Raw genomic sequence first — 18,304 nt, 5'->3', positions numbered from 1 at the left:
TGGAATCTCCTATATTCATCTGCTAAAATTGTCCCCTCAGCCCGGACTGGTAAGCGGACACCGCCTGTGCGATTAATCCGGCAGTAATATCGGAATTCAAATCCCTTCGATAAATGATCGCGGGGAATATCTCCCGTATCACCTGTGTGGGGATTTCCCTTTCAAGGGTTTCCTGAAAGGCATCGGTAAAAAAATCGCCGTACAGGACTACATGCCCCGGATTGACAATGCCGCAGAAAACGCTGATCAATCTGGATATTGCGGGACCAGCCTCCTGCGGTTTTTCATAGTCAATCGAAAGCCAGTCGATCCCCAATGGCAGCAGGGTCACTTCACCGGCGAATCCACAAGCTCCTTTCAGGATTTTGCCGTCAATCACGATTCCTGCGCCGGGGCCGAAACGCTTCGGAAAGTAGATTCCCGCAATGACGGAAACTTCCACGTTTCTGCTGTATCCAAATACAGCGGCATTGACATCATTTTCTATGACCACAGGCAAATGATATTTCCCCTGAAAATGCTCTGTGAAAGAAGCACCTTCCAACTCTGTATAGTCATTGGTCAGGATAACGCCGCCGCGCTCCACACCCGGCAGGGAGAAGGCGGCGATACTGATCGTCGGATACGCGCGCAGGGATAAATCCAGCATGGCCTCAAAGCTCGCAAGCCGCATATTCTCAAAGGATTGTTCCGTCTGCCATACTGCCTCGCCGTACAAATTTCCGACACAGGCACTGATGACATTTTTTCCGTTCCGTGTCCGTACCGACAGCGCGAGCACATGGGCGTATTCCGCATTGAAGGTATAGGCCTGTGACGGCCTCCCGCCGGTAGCAGAATGTATTTCGCCCAGGGTCACTTCCCCGCTTTCCACAAAGCTATTCAATATATTTCCAACCGTAGCAAAGCTGAGCCCCGTCCGCTGGGTCATCTCTTTGATAGTGGAGGTTTTGCAGGAACACAAATCCCAGAGAACGGTCTGTGCATTGCTTTGTTTCATATCCAACATATTGATTCCCATCAAAATCACCTTTCTTATCAGCTGACCTTATCCCGCGCTACAGCAGCCCAGCCGGACCATTGGCTTTGTTTTACCGTGAAAATCGCTTCCGCGTGTAACAAACAAGTCAAACTGTTCCGCCTTATTCAAAAACCACCGGGCGGTTTCGGGAGTGTGGTAGCTGCTGTAAGCTTCTATCCCTTTCAGCCCCAAAGGAATCAGCTGATCGATCCTCTCGAAATTGCCCCGCAGATTGACCCCCGGATGGGCCAGCACGGATTTACCGCCGTTTCGGTGTATGATCCCGATTACATCCCTCATATCAGGAAAGGTCATCCCGGCGTAACAGGGCTTTCCCTGCGAGCAGTAATCCCAATAGAAATTGACATACGGGTTATCGCTTCGGCCGCCGCCCTCCCTGTAAGGACGCAAAATATCACTCTCGAGATATTTTTCATTTTTTAGCAAGGCTTCGGCAAAAGCCTCCCCCGTCCAATGCTCGCTCCAATACCCTCCGGCGGTGATCGCTTTCAGCTCCGTTTCGGTAGGGGTAAAGCCCAGGCGGTTGATCAGCCGAAGTCTTTCTTTGGAGGCATCGACACACTGTTTTCTCACATTTTGCTCTATGGCCTCAAAATCAGGACTTTCGAGCTGAATATCATAGCCGAGGACATGAAAATTGGTATTTTGATAAGTACAGTCAATTTCGACAGCCGGATAACACCTCAGGTGTTCACGCCTTGCCAGTTCAACTGCTTCCTGAGAACCTTTCACACAGTTATGATCGGCTATTGCCATGATGGTAACACCCGCTCCCACGCACATCTGAACAAGCTTTGCGGGTGTGTATTCCCCATCTTCGCTGTAACAGGAATGAATATGCAGGTCAATATTATGAAACCCATTCATCTGTTTGCCCTCCCATCGTTAATAGCAGGCGAACATTGCTCAATATTTTCAGAGGCTGATATATTTTACAAGTTATTATAATTAATATAATAACTTGTAAAATAAGTATAAATCAGGTGATCGGGAAAGTCAATAGCTTCAAATCGCCTGAACCACTCAAGTATCTGCTAAAAATACCTGTTTGACGATTGTCAGAAATAAAAAAAGCGCCCCCAAACCTGGCGGCGCCGGAATCGCTTAACGAAATGAGATGCTGTCTTTTGAAATTCCATACTTTCTGGTTATGGCAGATTTAATTTTTTCTTCATTCAAGAAAGGGACTTTATTTATCTCATCAATAAATCTCCTCGTTGCTTGAATGTGCATATTCCTGCTGCCAACAAAGATGTCTATGTCGATCACGCTCATTCCTTCTGCCGTGCTGTTGGCGATCACGGTGACTTTGTTAGTATCCATCAAATTCCCCTCCCTATTTGTTTTTATAATAATTCCAATAATAAAAAAAGTCAACAGAGAAAATGAGGATGCGACGTTTTTTCCTTCTTCGACAAATTATGCCATAAAACAGGAATAATTCCTGTTATAATAAACATAATCCCTCATAGAACACAAAGGGTGATAAAGCGTAAGAGAAAGGATGTTCAAAATGAAAATTATGGTTGATAGAAATGAATTGGAAAAAAGACTGACGCAAGCCCGAAAGGGAAAACTGATTGAATTTTGTATTGTCCCTTCTCAATTTGATTCCGGTAGATTGAATCCGGCTCTGTTACATATCGGTACCGTATATAACGATGGTTCCTATGAAGATCTGGAAAGCATTTACGAATTCAGAAGATTGCAGTTAGTCGACGATTTCTGATTCCCGCGGCCCCTGTCTTACGGCAGGGGCCGCTTCTATTTTATTTCCAGTAATTACACTTGCAAAATGGTTACAATTTTGTTACTATTTAATCGTCCTCGAGAGACAAATAACGAAGGAGGTCGCTGTATGAATTGCCAGGAATTAATTCAACTGCTGCTCCAGTATATCAGCAAGTGTAATCAGTAAAAATGGAATATCAGTTTCTTTTCGGCTCCTGCTTATGACAGGAGCCGCTTTTTTTATAAAGCCTGATCTGCGGACACCCTAAGTCCGAAAGAAGGCAGGTTCATGAACAGTAAAAAGAACAATAAAAATTCACCGGTATCAGATTCGGCAGGGTCGCAGCAGCGGTATTTTCCTTTCACTGAATAAACCGCCGAGCATTCTCATATATATGTAGATGTATCCGAATATAGGAGGCATTTGCATGGCAGTGACCAGCAATCATGTAATCTACCGTGGATATACCGATTCATCGCCGTATCCGCCAATCAGGGTTCAAGCTCCCAACAAGGATTACGCCAACATATTGATGGATGACCTCGCCGGTCCAAAAGGGGAATTCACCGCAATGAGCATGTATTTTTACCAGCATAACATGGCAGGTAAAGATTCAGGAGATTACGGAGCCGTCATCATGCGCATAGCCATTGCGGAGCTGCATCATATGGATATTCTGACAGCGGTAATACGCAAACTGGGCGGGAATCCTCAGTTTCGCGGCAGCAGCAAATCCAACAAGCGATATTGGAATGCGAACAGTGTTTCCTATAGCCAGGACCTGTGCAAAAGCCTGAAAATTGCCTTGGAGGGGGAAAATCACGCCATCGAAGCATATGAAAACCATATACAAATTATTGAAGACCCGAATATTAAGAACATCCTTACAAGGATCGTCGTTGACGAAAAGCTGCACAAAAATTATATTACACAAATGATTGAAAAATATTGTACATAAAAGTTCAGCCACAATGGATTTCTCCATTGTGGCCTTTTTATTTCGGGTTCGCTTTTGAAAGATGAAAATGCCTGCAGAAGGCATTCCTTATTGTATTATTCCAGTGTCGCGGCTACGCGCTTCAGCTCGGATATGATGCCTATATGCTGGGGACAGACGGATTCGCACTGCCCGCACTCAATACAATCGCTGGCGGCGCTCCCCCCTTGCGTCGCCCACATATAACCGTGTTTCGCAATATCAAGGCTGCCGAAAATAAGCCGGCGGTTCATCGCATCAAAGATATCGGGGATGGCGATTTCCTGCGGACAGCCTTTCGTGCAGTACCGGCAGCCCGTGCAGGGGATGCCCGGAATCTGGTCGAACGCCTCTTTTGCTTTGGCAATCACCTGACGCTCGGAGGGCTCCAGCGGCCGGAAGGCCGACATCGTGGCAAGATTGTCTGTCATCTGTTCGACATTGGACATTCCGCTGAGCACGGTGATGACATGGTCGAGCGACGCAGCATACCGGAGCGCCCAGGAAGCGAACGAAGCGTCCGGGTTCCCTTTGCGCAGCACCTCCGCCACCGACTCGGGTGGGTTGGCGAGCAATCCTCCCTTGACCGGCTCCATGATGATTACAGGTTTGCCGTGCTTTTTCGCTACCTCGAAGCACTTGCCGGACTGTACGGTGGGGCTGTCCCAATCGGCGTAATTGATCTGCAGCTGCACAAATTCCATTTCCGGGTGCAGGGTGAGGATTTCATCGAGCGCCTCGGGCTTGTCATGCATGGAGAACCCCACGTGCCTGATCAGACCTTTCGCGCGCTGCTCGAGCACAAAATCCCACATGCCGTAATCGTCGAACGCTTTGGTTCGGTCGCCGCCGCAGTTGTGAAGCAGATAAAAATCAAAATACCCCGCCCCGGTCCTCCTGAGCGACGTGTAAAACATCTGTCTGGCTTCCTCGGCGTTCTTTGCCCCGGCCCAGGCGGGCAATTTTGTGGCCAGCTGGAATTTTTCGCGCGGATAGCGGTCCACCAACGCCGTTTTGACTGCTTCCTCTGATTTTCCGCCGATGTAACCGTAAGCCGTGTCAAAATAGGTAAAACCCGCCGCAAGAAACTGATCCACCATGGTTTTCGTCTGTTCGATGTCGACCTCCTTGCCAAGCATCGGCAGACGCATCAGTCCAAAACCGAGTTTGGGAATGTCTTTACCCAGATAATCCATTCATTTTCCTCCTTATCCTATTGACTCTTACGCTGTTTTCCTACAGTATTTCCAGTTGATTCTGCAACAAGGTTGCGTTCCTCCCCCACCGAAGGCGGGGGAGGAACATGTTTTGCAAACTGAAATGGAATCGCTGTAGAATCATTCTACAACTTAAACTTAACTTTAAGTCAAGGCTTTTTTTGAAAATATTGATACCCGCCATTGAAGCAACGGCCAAACAGGGAGATTCATCATGCGGATGCTGAGGCGCATCCGATAAATTCATCCAGCCATCACTGAAAATTCACAAAACATCAATACACTGAGAATGTTAAGGAGGCTTCTGCATTGGAAGAACTGGTTTCTCAGGTATTTCTATACATACTGAATCATCCGGCCAAAATCTGTATCGCCGCCGTAGTCTTCGGCTGTCTTCTGGGGGTAATGAAAGCAAGAAAAACATGGCCGTGAAAATCCCGGCTATTTCGGTTCCCGCCGTCGGCGGGAACCTTTTTTCTGTTTGGATTAACTGGAATGGAAGAAACAACATAAAATGGCTCAGGAGGTGTTCGTTTGTATTTAGAACCACAATTCGATCAAATGCAAAACATTTTGAAAAGTGTGCCCTCCGCATATGCCATGGTGAAAGGCGGCCCGGGGTTTCCTAATATAAATGGTATGGTCTGCTTTTATCAGTTAGCGGACGGCGTTCTCGTGCTCACACAGATCAACGGTCTGCCCCACAGCACAGGGAGCTGCCCTGCCGATATCTTTGGCTTCCATATTCACGAAGGAAATCAATGTACCGGGAACGCTCAGGACCCCTTTGCCAACGCAGGAGCGCATTACAACCCAAATCACTGCCCTCACCCCGCACACGCGGGCGACATGCCCCCGTTATTCGGGAATCATGGATTCGCTTTTATGGCGTTTATGACGGACAGATTTTCAGTGAACGAAATCATAGGACGTACCGTCATCGTCCATTCATCACCGGATGATTTCAAAACCCAGCCGTCAGGAAATTCAGGAAACAAAATAGCATGCGGCCAAATAGTGCGAAACAGCATGGAATGATTTTTCATTGTCAGGGGGTGCAGAAAGCATCGTTTCGGGCAGACGCCCGCAAACCGTGCTCAGCATCCCCTGACGACCTGCTCCGCGCACTTGATTCCGTCCACAGCGGCGGAAATAATGCCGCCCGCGTACCCCGCGCCTTCCCCGCACGGATAAAGCCCCTCTACGGCGACAGACTGCATACCGTCACCGCGCAGAATACGCACCGGGGACGAGCTGCGGCTTTCCACCGCGGTCAGAAGGGCGTCCGGATCAGAAAAGCCCTTCAGCTTATGCTCCATCAGAAGAATCCCCTGCCGCATGGAGTCGGTAATAAAGTCCGGCAGGCAGTCGTCCAGGCTGCAGGGCGTTACCCCCGGAAGATAGGTCGGCTGACAGCCGCCGATCTTTTTAGACGGCACGCGTTTGAGAAAATCTTCCACCCGCTGTACCGGCGCGCGGAAGTTCCCGCCCCCCAGCTGAAACGCCTGTTCTTCCAGCCTGCGCTGAAATTCCACACCGGCGAGCGGATGCCCGCTGCCGAAATCTTTCGGTCCGACGCTGACAAGCAGCGCCGCGTTCGCGTTTCTTCCGTTCCGAGCGAAATTGCTCATCCCGTTTGTTACCAGACGCCCTTCCTCGCTCGCGGCGGCGACCACCTGCCCGCCCGGACACATACAGAACGTATAGACTCCCCTGCCGTTTTTCAGGTGTACGGCCAGCTTGTAATCGGCCGCACCCAAAGCCGGATGCCCGGCAAACGAGCCGTACTGGGAACGGCTGACCAGTTCCTGCGGATGCTCGATCCGGGCGCCGACGGAAAACGGCTTCTGTTCCATTGGCAGCTTCAGGGAATACAGCATTTCAAAGGTGTCCCGGGCGCTGTGGCCGACGGCCAGAATGACGCGGTCCGCTTCCAGCGTATAGGACGAGCCGCCGCGCGGTTTCACCTCCACCCCGGTCACCCGGCCGTCCTTCATCAGGATATTTTGCAGACAGGTTTCAAAATGCACCTCTCCGCCGAGCGCAATAATCCGCTCCCGGATATTTTTGACCGCGCCGGGCAGCCTGTCCGTACCGATATGCGGCTTTGCCAGATACAGAATTTCCTGCGGCGCGCCCGCGGCCACAAATTCCTCCAGCACCTTGCGGGCGCGGGAATCCTTTGTCCCGGTATTCAGCTTTCCGTCCGAAAAGGTACCGGCGCCGCCCTCTCCGAACTGAACGTTGCTTTCCGTGTCGAGCTCCCCTGTTTTCCAGAAAAGGGCGACCTGCTCCTTTCGGCGCTCTACGGCGCTTCCGCGTTCAAACACGATCGGTCTCTGCCCCGCCTGTGCCAGAATCAGCGCGGCAAAAAGCCCCGCCGGGCCGAAGCCCACGACCACGGGACGGATTTCACGCGGTTTTCCTGCAGGAAGCTCATAGCGATAAGGTTCGGCTTCCGTAATTTTGGGGTCCCGGGGGCTGTGATTTTGACCGCAGTCCACATCCACCGTACAAATAAAATGTACGTCGTTCTTTTTGCGTGCATCCACGGATTTTTTATAAAGCTTGAAAGCACGGATTTGGCCGGGAGAGACTTTCAGCCGCGCGGCGGCCTCCCGCTTTAAATCCTCCTCGGTTCCATCCAGCTTCATGCTGATTTCAGAAATTCGATACATGGTTTCCCCTCTACGATTTTAATAAGGAACGCGCGGCGGCGCTTCCCGCGGTAATTCCGGAGCTCCACGCCCAGTGAAGGTTGAAGCCGCCGCAGTCGCCGTCTATGTTCAGCAACTCCCCCGCAAGGTACAGGCCCGGACACGGTTTGGACTGCAGGTTTTCGTCCGTCTCCCCCAGCGGGACCCCGCCCGCCGTCACCTGTGCGTCTTTCCAGGAAAGCGTTCCCAAAACGTCAAAGCGGAAATCCTTTACCCGGCTGGCAACGGAAACAAGCTCCGCCTGTTTCAGCTGTGCGGCACGCTCCGGCACCCGGGAAAGCGCGGCCCGGACCACTTCCCGCCCTACCAGTTTATGGACGCACCCGCTCAAAAGGTCGCCCGCCGGCAGCACTTCCAGCGCTTCTTTTCTGTCTTTGAGCATGGAAAGAATCTGCTGGACGGAATACTCCGGCAGCAGGTCGAGCGAGATTTCCGTTTTTCCTCCGGTACCGGCTTCCCCCACCAGACGGGAAAGCTCAAAAATACAGATACCCGACAGCCCGTTTTCGGTAAACTGAACCTCGCCGCTGACGGTTTTCACAGGTTCGCCGTTAAAAAGGAGGGTTGCAGCCGCCGCGCTGCGCGCCCCTTTCAGCGGTTTCGCCCGTCGGGGATCGGTTTTTACCTGAACCAGAGACGGAAACATCTTCGTAACGCTGTGGCCCAGAGAGGACGCGATTTGATATCCGCTCCCGTCGGAGCCGAGCTGGGGATAGGCCTTTCCTCCGCAGGCCAGAATCAGGCGCTTTGCGTGAATCTGTCCGGACGCCGAGGAAATTTCAAACCCGGACGCAGACTTTCTGACCGCGGCAACAGGAAAATCACAGACGGTTTCCACCTTCAGCCGCTCCAACTGCAATCGAAGGACGTCCAAAACGGCGGAAGCCTGAAGGCTGTTCGGATAAACGCGGCCCTCATCCAGTTCCCTGCAAAGCAGGCCGAACGACAGAAATCGGTCGATGATCTCCTGCGGGGGACAGGCATTGAGAATAGGGGCCGCCAGACCGGTATCCCCGTGATAATGCGCGATGCCGGCGTTCCTGTTCGTCAGGTTGCAGCGCCCGTTTCCGGTCGCGAGCAGCTTTTTGCCGACGCGCGGATTGGCTTCCAGCACCGCTGTTTTCGCGTAAATATGCCTTCGTCCGCATTCCTCCGCCGCGGCAGCGGCGGCCATCAGGCCGGATGCTCCCCCGCCGATTACGGCAATATCGCAAGAATCCATGATATCCTCCTAAAACTGCCGGACCTGCCCGGGCATTCGGCAAAAGTTACTTACAGTATAAGGCATTTTACGGGTAAATGGCAAGCTGTTTAAAGCATTCTGTTACGGGATTCTTCATTGCCGTAGACCTGTATCTGATGGATCCTGACAAAAGTTTCTCAGGATTTTCGGCAGATATTCCAAAACTTTTGGATAAAAGACGACAAAACCGGCGCGGCTCAAAAGAACCGCGCCGATTATCTATGAATATTCAGGGAAGGATAACAGCTTAGCCGAAATATCTTGCAAGCAAACCCTTGAAGCCGGCACCGTGGCGGGCTTCATCCTTTGCCATTTCATGTACGGTATCATGGATCGCATCGTAATTCAGCGATTTTGCTCTCTTCGCAAGATCGAGCTTTCCGGAGCAGGCACCCGCTTCGGCATCTGCGCGCATCTGAAGATTCTTCTTGGTGCTGTTGGTTACGACCTCGCCGAGGAGTTCCGCAAATCTGGAAGCATGGTCGGCTTCTTCCAGTGCGTATCTCTTAAACGCTTCGGCAATTTCGGGGTATCCCTCACGGTCGGCCTGACGGGACATTGCCAGATACATGCCGACTTCGCAGCATTCGCCGTTGAAGTTTGCAACCAGCCCGTCGTAAACTTCCTTGTCGATACCCTTTGCGATGCCGACTTCATGCTCGCAGGCAAACGAAGCTTCCTCGCTCTGCTCTACAAACTTCTCCTTGGGAGCCCTGCACTGCGGGCAAAAATCAGGGGCCTCTTCGCCCTCGTAAACATAACCACATACAGAACATACAAATTTCTTCATCTTAAATCCTCCATATTAAAATATTTATTCTAAAGGCGGCTGCCTTTTTAAGCATTCTGAGCACAGTCCGTGAAACTGAACATCTGTGGAATCGACAAGGACACAATATTCTCTGGCAATTGCATCTTTGACCGCCGAAGGGACAAATTCGCCGGGAATATCAATCACAGCACCGCAGGAGGAACAGATAAAATGCGTGTGCGGTTCCGTATTTCCGTCAAACCGTTCCTGACCGTTCACCGTTCCCACGCTGACAATGACCCCGTCATTTTTAAACTGGGCCAGATTGCGGTAAACCGTACCAAGGCTCAAGTCCGGATAGACCGGCTTCAGCGTTTGATACACCCATTCCGCCGTAGGATGGATGGACGTACTTTTGATCGCATTTAAAATCGCTTCGCGTTTTCTGCTGTAATTTTGTTTCTTTTCCATATCGCTCTCCATAATTAGTAATGATTACTGTTCTTGTTTTATATATTAGCACACTGTTTCCGGGTTGTAAAGGGGTTTTACAAAAATATTTTTAAATAATTGAAAATGTTGAGGCAGAAATCACAATTATCGGTTGATTTATGCCTGTTTTCTGATACAATAAGCAATGGATTTGAAAAAGAGGAATATTGGAAGAGGATTTTTATGAAATACGGGACAGTTATCAAAGAATATTTTTATATTACGGTCAGCACGCTGTTAATTGTTGTGGGTGTCTATTTCTTCAAATTTCCGAACAACTTCACCTTCGGCGGCGTGACCGGCCTTTCGGTCGTTCTCGGCAGGGTCACCCCTATCTCGCCGAGTACTGTCAACCTGATTCTGAATGTGCTGCTCCTGATTCTGGGCTTTCTGTTTCTGGGAAGGAATTTCGCCGTCAAAACCGTGTATTCCAGTCTGCTGCTTTCCCTGTGCCTTTCGGGCCTTGAGCGCTTTTACCCGATGAGCAGACCGCTCACCGATCAACCGATGCTGGAACTGGTATTTGCGGTGGCACTGCCCGCGTTCGGTTCGGCCCTGCTGTTCAACATAGACGCTTCCAGCGGCGGCACGGACATTGCGGCCCTGATCATGCAAAAACACACCACCTCCGACATTGGACACGCTCTGTTTTACAGCGACGTGCTGATTACCCTGTCCGCCTTTTTTGTTTTCGATATCAAGACCGCCCTGTTTTCCACCTTCGGCCTGCTGGCCAAATCGCTGGCCATTGACAACGTGATTGAAAGCATCAACCTCGCCAAATATTTTAACGTGGTCTGCTCCAATCCGGAGATCATCTGCCATTACATTGTACACGACCTGAAACGAAGCGCTACGGTCTGCGACGCGGAAGGGGCTTTTTCCCACAAGCACAAATATATTATCTTCACCGCCATGCGCCGTCCACAGGCGGTACAGCTCAGACGGTACATTAAAAAAGTGGAGCCAGACGCCTTCATCCTGATCTCCAACACCAGCGAAATCATCGGCAAAGGCTTTCACGGCTGAAAAGAAAATCCGGCAGAAGCGAAGCGGAAACTTTCCGTTTCGCTTTTTTATTTGACAATTCCGCCGTTTTGATCTATTATAATTTAGTAATTTACTAATTTACTAATTTATGAGGTGAGGTTATGAAAATTCCTGCGACACTGAAGCACAAACCCGTGATCGTATCGGAAAATTACGAAAACATTGACGGAAGAAGCGCTTACCATTCCGACACAAAGGGGCTTTCTTTGGGCTTGGCGCAATGGAACGACCGCGGCAAGGTGGACATTTCGGCAAAGGTATGGCGCTATACGGGCGAAAAATGGTCGCGCCAGTCGGAAGAGCTGCCGCTGCACCGCGTGATCGACCTCGCCATACTGATCTGCCGGGCAAAGCAGTATTTTTCGGAAGCCTACCGCTTTGAAAAACTGTACGACCCGGAGCATACCACCATCGACCGCATCGGGCTGCAGGGCGACGCCATGACCGTCTCCGTCTGTACGGACAACCCGATGATCGACGAGGATATCCGGCTTTTCTCACAGGCGCTCAGCAACAACGATGAATTTTTAAGCGAACGCCTGAAAACGCTCGCGCTCATTTTGAAGGACATGGGGTATTAGAGAGATGGACAAGCAAAATAAAAAGGAACTGACCGCAAGATATAAGGAACGCAAAATCACCGGCGGCGTATACGCGGTTGTAAACAGCGCGACCGGCAAAATGCTGGTCCTGTCGGCCAACGACCTGCAGGGCAGCAGAAACCGGTTCGAGTTTTCCCAGAAAACGGGCAGCTGTATCAATTTAAAGCTGCGGGACGACTGGCAGAAATACGGAAGCGCCGCCTTCCGCTTTGAGGTTCTGGAGGAGCTGGCAAAAAAGGAGACCCAAACGCCGGAGGAATTTGCACAGGATATCGATACTCTGTACGAACTTTGGACGGAAAAGCTCGGCGGAAAAGACCTGTATTGACCGGAAAATGTAAAAGAGCCTGTCAGGCATCGATAAAGCCGCGGCAGGGCCGGCGCTCAAGCGCCGGCCCTGCCGTTGTCGTATTCCTGTTCCCAAACCAGCTTTTCATACTCCCCGACCGGCATCGGTTTCGCGAAATAAAAGCCCTGGATCGCATCGCATCCCGCTTTTTTCAGGAAATCCACCTGCTGCTCCGTCTCGATCCCTTCCGCGACGGTAGTAATGTTCAACTGTTTCGTCATGGCAATAATATGATTCACGATGATTTCCGACCGCCGCTGCTCCTGTTCGTCACTGACAAGGAAAAAACCGCGGTCCAGCTTCAGCGTGTCCAGATTTAAGCATTTCAGGGTGTTCAGCGAGGAATATCCCGTACCGAAATCGTCCATGGAAAGTCGGAATCCGATCCGGTGAAGCTCGTCTATCAAAGTGACAAAGAGCCGGATGTTATCGAAAACGGCGCTTTCCGTCAGTTCGAGCTCAATCAGGTTCGGCGGAATTTCATGTTGAATCAGCGGCTGGCAGATGCTGTCCACAAAATCGGCTCGGTATAAATCCGTTCTCGAAATGTTGATGGAGACCGGCAGAGGGTCCAGCCCCAGATCAAGCCACTTGCGCTGCTGCCTGCAGACCTGCTCCAGAATATTGAGATCAAGGTCGATCACGGAACCGTTCTTTTCAAAGATGGGGATAAACTCGTTCGGCTGAAGCATGCCGTATTTCGGGCTGTTCCAGCGGACCAGAGCCTCCGCGGCGCAAACGGTCCCCTCCGGCAGCCTGTATTTCGGCTGATAATATACGATAAACTGGTTTTCCCGGAGCGCTTCCTCCATCTGCTCCTCTATTTCCCTGTTTCGCTTCATTTCCCGGCGCATGGCCTCGTCAAAGAAAGCGTAATTACCGCCGAGTCCGCCCGCAACGGCTTCGCGCGCAAGATTTGCCCGGTCGATCATTCTTCTGACGGAAATGCTTTTATCCGAAATTCTGTAAATTCCAAATGTAAAAGCCTGTTTTTCTATAAAATTCACATTGCTCAGCTGATGCGCCCTCGCGGTAAAGCAGCGGATAAAATCAAGGGCTTCCTGATCGTTTCCGCACCGCACAAACGCCAGGAACGAGCCGTCCTTGCTTCTGCAGCACAGTTCCCCTTCCTTCAAGACGTCGGCCAGCGCCCGCGCAAGACGGCAAAGAAGCTGGTCCACCGTCTGATGGCCGTAAATATCATTGATCACGGCCATCTTATTGATATCGAAAACGAGGATGCAATACTTGCCTGACGGATTCCTGCCGAGCTTATCCCCCACATCCATTTCAAATTTATAGATATTGGAGATGCCGGTAAGACTATCGTAATAAGCCATCTTTTCCAGCTTGCTCTCACTCTGCCTGCGCCCGTGATAAATATAGAGAAGAAATCCGCAGTAAGCCAGCACCGTCGCGGCGGCAAGAACCGCTTCCCGGGCCATGAGCTCTCTGGAAATCTCCCTGAGGTACGGCTGGGCGGAAGCATTCAGCATATGATAAAGACTGATCGCATTGACAATCGCGCTCAGACAGACAAACCCAATGGAAGCAGCGGCCATAAAAACAGATTTTGTATCATTTCTTCTGAATTGTTTTTTCAATCGTACACCGCCTAACAAAAGTTGGATGGGAAACCGATTTCTATTTTAGAATACTACAAAATTCCCCAAATTACAATTCAAATTTCCCATAGGAAAATTTGAAATTTTTCCGGGCTTTAAATTTTTGTAATTAAAATTATATAATCTTATTGACAAATTATATAACGTGTATATAATATTAATAAAGGAACCGAAGAGGTTTTTACCGGCGGGGTTTTCCGTCAAACCCCCTCAGTCAGGCTTTGCCTGCCGGTTCCCTCAAAGAGGACGCCTAAGGGAGCTGCATGGCCTGACCGGCTGCCTGAACAGAAATACACGTAATAACAATTGGATTGGGATGAGCATCATGGGAAGAAGCGTATACAGCCTGGTACTGATCGACGATGTTGTAGACGCCATAGACAAAATCGCGTATGAAAAGAAGACGAGCCGCAGCAATCTGATCAATCAGATTCTGGCCGAATACTGTTCGTACTCCACTCCCGAAATGCGCATGCGGGATATTTTTGAAGGCGTAGAGCAGATGATGTCCGACTGGGAAAGCTTTCAGGTACAGCTTCAGCCCAGCGACGCGATGATCTCTATCCGTAGCGCATTAAGGTACCGATACAAGCCTACTATTCGTTATATGTTGGAGCTGTATCGGACGTGCGGGCCAACGGTGGGCGAGCTGCGCGTTTCGATGAGAACGCAGAGCCGGCAGCTGATTGAAATTCTAAACGATTTTTTTGATTTCTGGTTTGCGCTGGAAAACAAATATATCGGTTCCCTGTTCCCGCACGGAGAGGTTTTCTGCGAAATTACGCCCGGAAAGTACGCCCGGCAGTTTTTGCTGCCGCAGGACAGCGTACGGCAGACAAACGAGGCCATCGCGGCCGCGATTTCAGATTATATTCATGTATTCGATGCCTGCATGAAGCTGTACTTCGCCCATCTGGACGAACCGGAAAAGGCGCTTGCGGCTCTTGAGAAAAAATATCTTCAATATAGGAAAAACAGTGTCATGATATAGCAACGATGAGCAAGGAGGTTTGATTTTATGAACGCTCAGAAATTCACCCAAAAATCACTGGAGGCTATCCAGGAAGCGCAGAACATCGCGATTGAACACAACAATATGCAGATTGAGGAAGAGCATTTGCTGCAGGCGCTTCTGACGCAGGAAAACGGCCTGATTCCCCAGCTTTTCAAAAAGATGGATATCCAGCCGGAAGCCGTTCTGCGCAGCGTGGAACAGCAGGTCGCAAAGCTGCCCGGCGTGACCGGTCCGGGACGAGAGCCCGGAAAGGTCTATGTTTCGGCGGATGTGGACGCGGCGCTGGTCGGCGCGGAAAAGGAAGCCGAGCGCATGAAGGACGAATACGTCTCGGTCGAACATATTCTGCTGGCCCTCCTGAACCACCCGAACGCCGGGGTACAGGCTGTTTTCAACAACTTTGGCATCAACAAAAACAAATTTCTTACCGCACTGTCCACCGTGCGCGGCAATACCCGGGTTACGAGCGACACCCCGGAGGAAACCTACGATTCGCTTTCCAAGTACGGGCAGGATCTGGTGGAGCTGGCGAAAAACCACAAGCTGGACCCGGTCATCGGCAGGGACTCCGAAATCCGCAACGTCATCCGCATCCTCTCCCGCAAAAGCAAGAACAACCCCGTTCTGATCGGCGAGCCCGGCGTGGGCAAAACGGCTATTGCCGAGGGCCTTGCCATCCGCATTGTACGCGGGGACGTGCCGAACAATCTGAAGGAACGAAAGCTGTTTTCCCTGGACATGGGCGCGCTGATCGCCGGGGCAAAGTTCCGCGGCGAGTTTGAGGAAAGGCTCAAGGCCGTTCTGAACGAGGTCAAAAAGAGCGAGGGCAGGATTCTCCTGTTCATCGACGAGCTGCACACCATTGTGGGCGCGGGCAAAACCGAAGGCTCCATGGATGCGGGCAATATTTTAAAGCCCATGCTTGCGCGCGGCGAGCTGCACTGCATCGGTGCCACCACCCTGAACGAGTACCACCAGTACATTGAAAAGGACGCGGCGCTGGAACGGCGTTTCCAGCCGGTCATGGTGGAGGAACCCAGCGTTGCGGACACCATTTCCATCCTGCGCGGGCTGAAGGAACGGTACGAGGTTTTCCACGGCGTCAAAATTCAGGATCAGGCGCTGATCGCGGCCGCCGTGCTTTCCAACCGCTACATCTCCGACCGGTTCCTGCCGGACAAGGCGATCGACCTGGTGGACGAAGCCTGCGCGATGGTCCGTACGGAGATCGATTCGATGCCGACGGAGCTTGATGAGATTTCCCGGAAAATCATGCAGCATGAAATTGAAGAAGCGGCGCTGAAAAAGGAAACCGACTCCCTTTCCCGGGAGCATCTGAAGGAAATCCAGAAGGAGCTGGCCGACCTGCGCGCACAGTTCAAGGAAATGAAAGCAAAATGGGAAAACGAAAAGCAGGCTATTTCCAAAGTTCAGAAGCTGCGCGAGAAAATCGAAAAGGTCAATGCGGAAATTGAAAAGGCAGAGCGCAGCTATGACCTGAATAAAGCGGCGGAATACAAATACGGCAAGCTCCCCGAGCTGACCAAGCAGCTGGAAGCGGAGGAACAGATTGCGGAACAGACGCAGGCTTCCGACTCCCTGCTGCGCGACAGAGTCACCGACGAGGAGATTGCAAAGATCATCGGACGCTGGACCGGTATCCCGGTTTCCAGGCTGATGGAAGGCGAGCGCGAAAAGCTTCTCAGGCTGGACGATATCCTGCACGAACGGGTGATCGGTCAGGACGAGGCCGTGGAAAAAGTGACGGAAGCTATTCTTCGCTCCCGTGCGGGCATTCAGGACCCTAACCGGCCGATCGGCTCGTTCCTGTTCCTCGGCCCCACCGGCGTAGGCAAAACCGAGTTGGCCAAGGCGCTGGCTCAGGCGCTGTTCGACGACGAGCACAACATGGTGCGCATCGATATGACCGAATACATGGAGAAATATTCGGTATCCCGCCTGATCGGAGCGCCTCCGGGCTACGTTGGCTACGAGGAGGGCGGCCAGCTGACGGAAGCAGTGCGCCGGCACCCGTACTCCGTCGTACTGTTCGACGAGGTGGAAAAGGCCCATCCCGACGTGTTCAATATTTTGCTGCAGGTTCTGGACGACGGCAGAATCACCGACTCTCAGGGCAGAACGGTGGACTTTAAAAACACCATTATCATCCTCACCTCCAATCTGGGCTCCGGCACGATACTGGAGGGGATACAGCCGGACGGGCAAATCAGCGAGGAAGCCAAGGCGCAGGTACACGCCATGCTCAGGCAGCAGTTCCGCCCGGAATTCTTGAATCGGCTGGACGAAATCGTCTTCTACAAGCCGCTGACCAGACCGGAAATCGACCGGATCGTCGACCTGCTGATCGCGGACCTGCAGAAGCGCCTGGAAGAAAAGCAGCTCGGCGTAAAACTGACGCCCGCCGCCAAAGAGTACGTAGTGGATCAGGGTTATGATCCCGTTTACGGCGCCCGTCCGCTGAAAAGACTGATTCAGAGCAAGGTGGAGACCTTGATTGCAAAGGCCATCATCTCTCAGGATCTAAAGCCCAAAACAACGTTGACAATCGATTACGATGGCAGTAAGCTTATTGTAAAAGAAAAGGAAACGGGGAATGAACCATCATGATGTACAGGATTTTCGGGGATACCATCGTGGCCCGAATCGACCGCGGTGAGGAAATCGTCCAGAGTCTGAAGGCTATCTGTGAGAAGGAAAACGTCGGGCTTGCCAGCGTCACCGCCCTTGGCGCGGTGGGGCACGCGGTCGTGGGCCTCTACCGTGTCGGGGAAAAGAAGTATTATTCCAACACCCTTGACGGGGAAATGGAAATGACCGCGCTGACCGGCAATGTTACGCAAAAAGACGGAGAAGTATATCTGCACCTGCATGCCAATTTTGCCGACGCGCAGGGGCATGTGTTCGGCGGCCATCTGAACGAAGCCGTGGTCAGCGCTACGTGTGAAATGTTTATCCATACTCTAAAGGGTTCCGTGGGACGCCGTCCGGATGAAGCTACGGGATTGAACTTATTTGATATGTAAAAATGATCTGCTCAGATAAAATGATATAATAAGAAATGAGGAAAATCACATGGTAAAACACATCGTCCTATGGACTCTGACGGAAGACGCCAGGAAAAACATTGACACGGTTGCGGAGGATCTGCAAAAAAGGTTCAAAGCGCTGCTGGGCGTGGTGGACGGGCTGACGGCGATTGAAATTGGCCGCAACTACAACGGCGGGACCTTCGATCTGATTCTGTACTGTGAATTCACCACCAGGGAAGCGCAGGACAACTATCAGGACCACCCCGCGCACGTCGCCGTGAAACAGGTCGTCCACTCGCTTGTGTGCGGCAGAGACTGCGTCGATTACGAAATTTAACAGGTTCATTCTTTAAAAGAAGCAGGGAAGACAGCGATCGGGCTGGCTTCCCTGCTTCTTTCGTTTCGCGCCGAATATTCGGCATCTGAATGGTACAAAAATCGTT

20 protein-coding genes are annotated in these 18,304 nt (G+C 51.4%); 11 read left to right on the top strand and 9 right to left on the bottom strand.

Annotation, left to right across the window (positions count from 1 at the left end; genetic code table 11):
* Positions 1–22: 22 nt before the first annotated feature.
* The 3 genes from ACRQU7_RS07030 to ACRQU7_RS07020 all read right to left on the bottom strand — a co-directional run bounded on the left by ACRQU7_RS07030 (position 23) and on the right by ACRQU7_RS07020 (position 2,365).
* Positions 23–1,021, bottom strand: coding sequence for an ROK family protein (locus ACRQU7_RS07030; RefSeq protein WP_444644767.1), 999 nt, complete (start codon positions 1,019–1,021; stop codon positions 23–25).
* 27 nt (positions 1,022–1,048) lie between these two features.
* The gene (locus ACRQU7_RS07025; RefSeq protein WP_444644765.1) at positions 1,049–1,909 is read right to left on the bottom strand and encodes a PHP domain-containing protein; all 861 of its coding nucleotides are present in this window, start codon (positions 1,907–1,909) and stop codon (positions 1,049–1,051) included.
* Between the two features lie 237 nt (positions 1,910–2,146).
* Positions 2,147–2,365, bottom strand: coding sequence for a hypothetical protein (locus ACRQU7_RS07020; RefSeq protein WP_038323499.1), 219 nt, complete (start codon positions 2,363–2,365; stop codon positions 2,147–2,149).
* A 190-nt stretch (positions 2,366–2,555) separates the two neighbouring features.
* On the opposite strand from ACRQU7_RS07020, the gene ACRQU7_RS07015 reads away from it, so the two are divergent.
* Positions 2,556–2,771: a hypothetical protein gene (locus ACRQU7_RS07015; protein WP_243122609.1), complete on the top strand. Its 216-nt coding sequence runs from the start codon at positions 2,556–2,558 to the stop codon at positions 2,769–2,771.
* A 430-nt stretch (positions 2,772–3,201) separates the two neighbouring features.
* Positions 3,202–3,732 carry a ferritin-like domain-containing protein gene (locus ACRQU7_RS07010; RefSeq protein WP_444644762.1) on the top strand — a complete coding sequence of 177 codons (531 nt, stop codon included), beginning with the start codon at positions 3,202–3,204 and terminating at the stop codon, positions 3,730–3,732.
* A 95-nt stretch (positions 3,733–3,827) separates the two neighbouring features.
* Here ACRQU7_RS07010 and ACRQU7_RS07005 read toward each other — a convergent pair whose 3' ends face one another.
* Complete coding sequence (locus ACRQU7_RS07005; protein WP_444644760.1) at positions 3,828–4,946, bottom strand: aldo/keto reductase; 1,119 nt, start codon at positions 4,944–4,946, stop codon at positions 3,828–3,830.
* 330 nt (positions 4,947–5,276) lie between these two features.
* On the opposite strand from ACRQU7_RS07005, the gene ACRQU7_RS07000 reads away from it, so the two are divergent.
* Both ACRQU7_RS07000 and ACRQU7_RS06995 read left to right on the top strand, forming a co-directional pair.
* Entirely contained in the window at positions 5,277–5,399 is a 123-nt protein-coding gene (locus tag ACRQU7_RS07000) for a hypothetical protein (RefSeq protein ID WP_444644759.1), read from the top strand.
* 102 nt (positions 5,400–5,501) lie between these two features.
* Positions 5,502–6,005 carry a superoxide dismutase family protein gene (locus tag ACRQU7_RS06995; protein ID WP_444644758.1) on the top strand — a complete coding sequence of 168 codons (504 nt, stop codon included), beginning with the start codon at positions 5,502–5,504 and terminating at the stop codon, positions 6,003–6,005.
* Positions 6,006–6,064: 59 nt separating this feature from the next.
* On the opposite strand, the gene ACRQU7_RS06990 is transcribed toward ACRQU7_RS06995, so the two are convergent.
* From ACRQU7_RS06990 to ACRQU7_RS06975, 4 genes are all read right to left on the bottom strand, one after another.
* Entirely contained in the window at positions 6,065–7,645 is a 1,581-nt protein-coding gene (locus ACRQU7_RS06990; RefSeq protein WP_444644757.1) for an NAD(P)/FAD-dependent oxidoreductase, read from the bottom strand.
* A gap of 10 nt (positions 7,646–7,655) precedes the next feature.
* Positions 7,656–8,906: an NAD(P)/FAD-dependent oxidoreductase gene (locus ACRQU7_RS06985; RefSeq protein ID WP_444644756.1), complete on the bottom strand. Its 1,251-nt coding sequence runs from the start codon at positions 8,904–8,906 to the stop codon at positions 7,656–7,658.
* A gap of 268 nt (positions 8,907–9,174) precedes the next feature.
* Positions 9,175–9,717, bottom strand: a complete 543-nt coding sequence (locus ACRQU7_RS06980; RefSeq protein ID WP_444644755.1) for an NADH peroxidase — start codon at positions 9,715–9,717, stop codon at positions 9,175–9,177.
* A gap of 24 nt (positions 9,718–9,741) precedes the next feature.
* The gene (locus ACRQU7_RS06975) at positions 9,742–10,149 is read right to left on the bottom strand and encodes a Fur family transcriptional regulator (protein WP_141827742.1); all 408 of its coding nucleotides are present in this window, start codon (positions 10,147–10,149) and stop codon (positions 9,742–9,744) included.
* A gap of 204 nt (positions 10,150–10,353) precedes the next feature.
* On the opposite strand from ACRQU7_RS06975, the gene ACRQU7_RS06970 reads away from it, so the two are divergent.
* The 3 genes from ACRQU7_RS06970 to ACRQU7_RS06960 all read left to right on the top strand — a co-directional run bounded on the left by ACRQU7_RS06970 (position 10,354) and on the right by ACRQU7_RS06960 (position 12,150).
* Complete coding sequence (locus ACRQU7_RS06970) at positions 10,354–11,199, top strand: YitT family protein (RefSeq protein ID WP_038323486.1); 846 nt, start codon at positions 10,354–10,356, stop codon at positions 11,197–11,199.
* Between the two features lie 122 nt (positions 11,200–11,321).
* Entirely contained in the window at positions 11,322–11,801 is a 480-nt protein-coding gene (locus tag ACRQU7_RS06965) for a DUF6530 family protein (RefSeq protein WP_038323485.1), read from the top strand.
* Between the two features lie 4 nt (positions 11,802–11,805).
* Entirely contained in the window at positions 11,806–12,150 is a 345-nt protein-coding gene (locus tag ACRQU7_RS06960; RefSeq protein WP_444644754.1) for a GIY-YIG nuclease family protein, read from the top strand.
* A gap of 56 nt (positions 12,151–12,206) precedes the next feature.
* Here the strand turns inward: ACRQU7_RS06960 and ACRQU7_RS06955 are convergent, their stop codons facing one another.
* Complete coding sequence (locus tag ACRQU7_RS06955) at positions 12,207–13,775, bottom strand: putative bifunctional diguanylate cyclase/phosphodiesterase (protein WP_444644753.1); 1,569 nt, start codon at positions 13,773–13,775, stop codon at positions 12,207–12,209.
* A gap of 346 nt (positions 13,776–14,121) precedes the next feature.
* Between ACRQU7_RS06955 and ACRQU7_RS06950 the strand changes: the two genes are divergently transcribed.
* The 4 genes from ACRQU7_RS06950 to ACRQU7_RS06935 are packed head-to-tail and all read left to right on the top strand — an operon-like array spanning position 14,122 to position 18,198.
* On the top strand, positions 14,122–14,787 hold the full coding sequence (locus tag ACRQU7_RS06950; protein ID WP_444644752.1) for a hypothetical protein: 666 nt from the start codon (positions 14,122–14,124) through the stop codon (positions 14,785–14,787).
* Positions 14,788–14,814: 27 nt separating this feature from the next.
* Positions 14,815–17,439, top strand: coding sequence for an ATP-dependent chaperone ClpB (clpB, locus tag ACRQU7_RS06945; protein ID WP_444644751.1), 2,625 nt, complete (start codon positions 14,815–14,817; stop codon positions 17,437–17,439).
* Positions 17,436–17,855 carry a PPC domain-containing DNA-binding protein gene (locus tag ACRQU7_RS06940; protein ID WP_141827738.1) on the top strand — a complete coding sequence of 140 codons (420 nt, stop codon included), beginning with the start codon at positions 17,436–17,438 and terminating at the stop codon, positions 17,853–17,855. Before clpB ends, ACRQU7_RS06940 begins: the two co-directional genes overlap by 4 nt.
* 49 nt (positions 17,856–17,904) lie before the next feature.
* Complete coding sequence (locus ACRQU7_RS06935) at positions 17,905–18,198, top strand: Dabb family protein (RefSeq protein ID WP_444644749.1); 294 nt, start codon at positions 17,905–17,907, stop codon at positions 18,196–18,198.
* Positions 18,199–18,304: the final 106 nt, after the last annotated feature.

The sequence above is a fragment of the Caproiciproducens puteiluti genome (assembly GCF_052442865.1).
Classification (GTDB): Bacteria; Bacillota; Clostridia; order Oscillospirales; family Acutalibacteraceae; genus Caproiciproducens.
The sequence above is the reverse complement of the archived record's forward strand: the minus strand, read 5'-3'. Positions and strand labels throughout refer to the sequence as shown.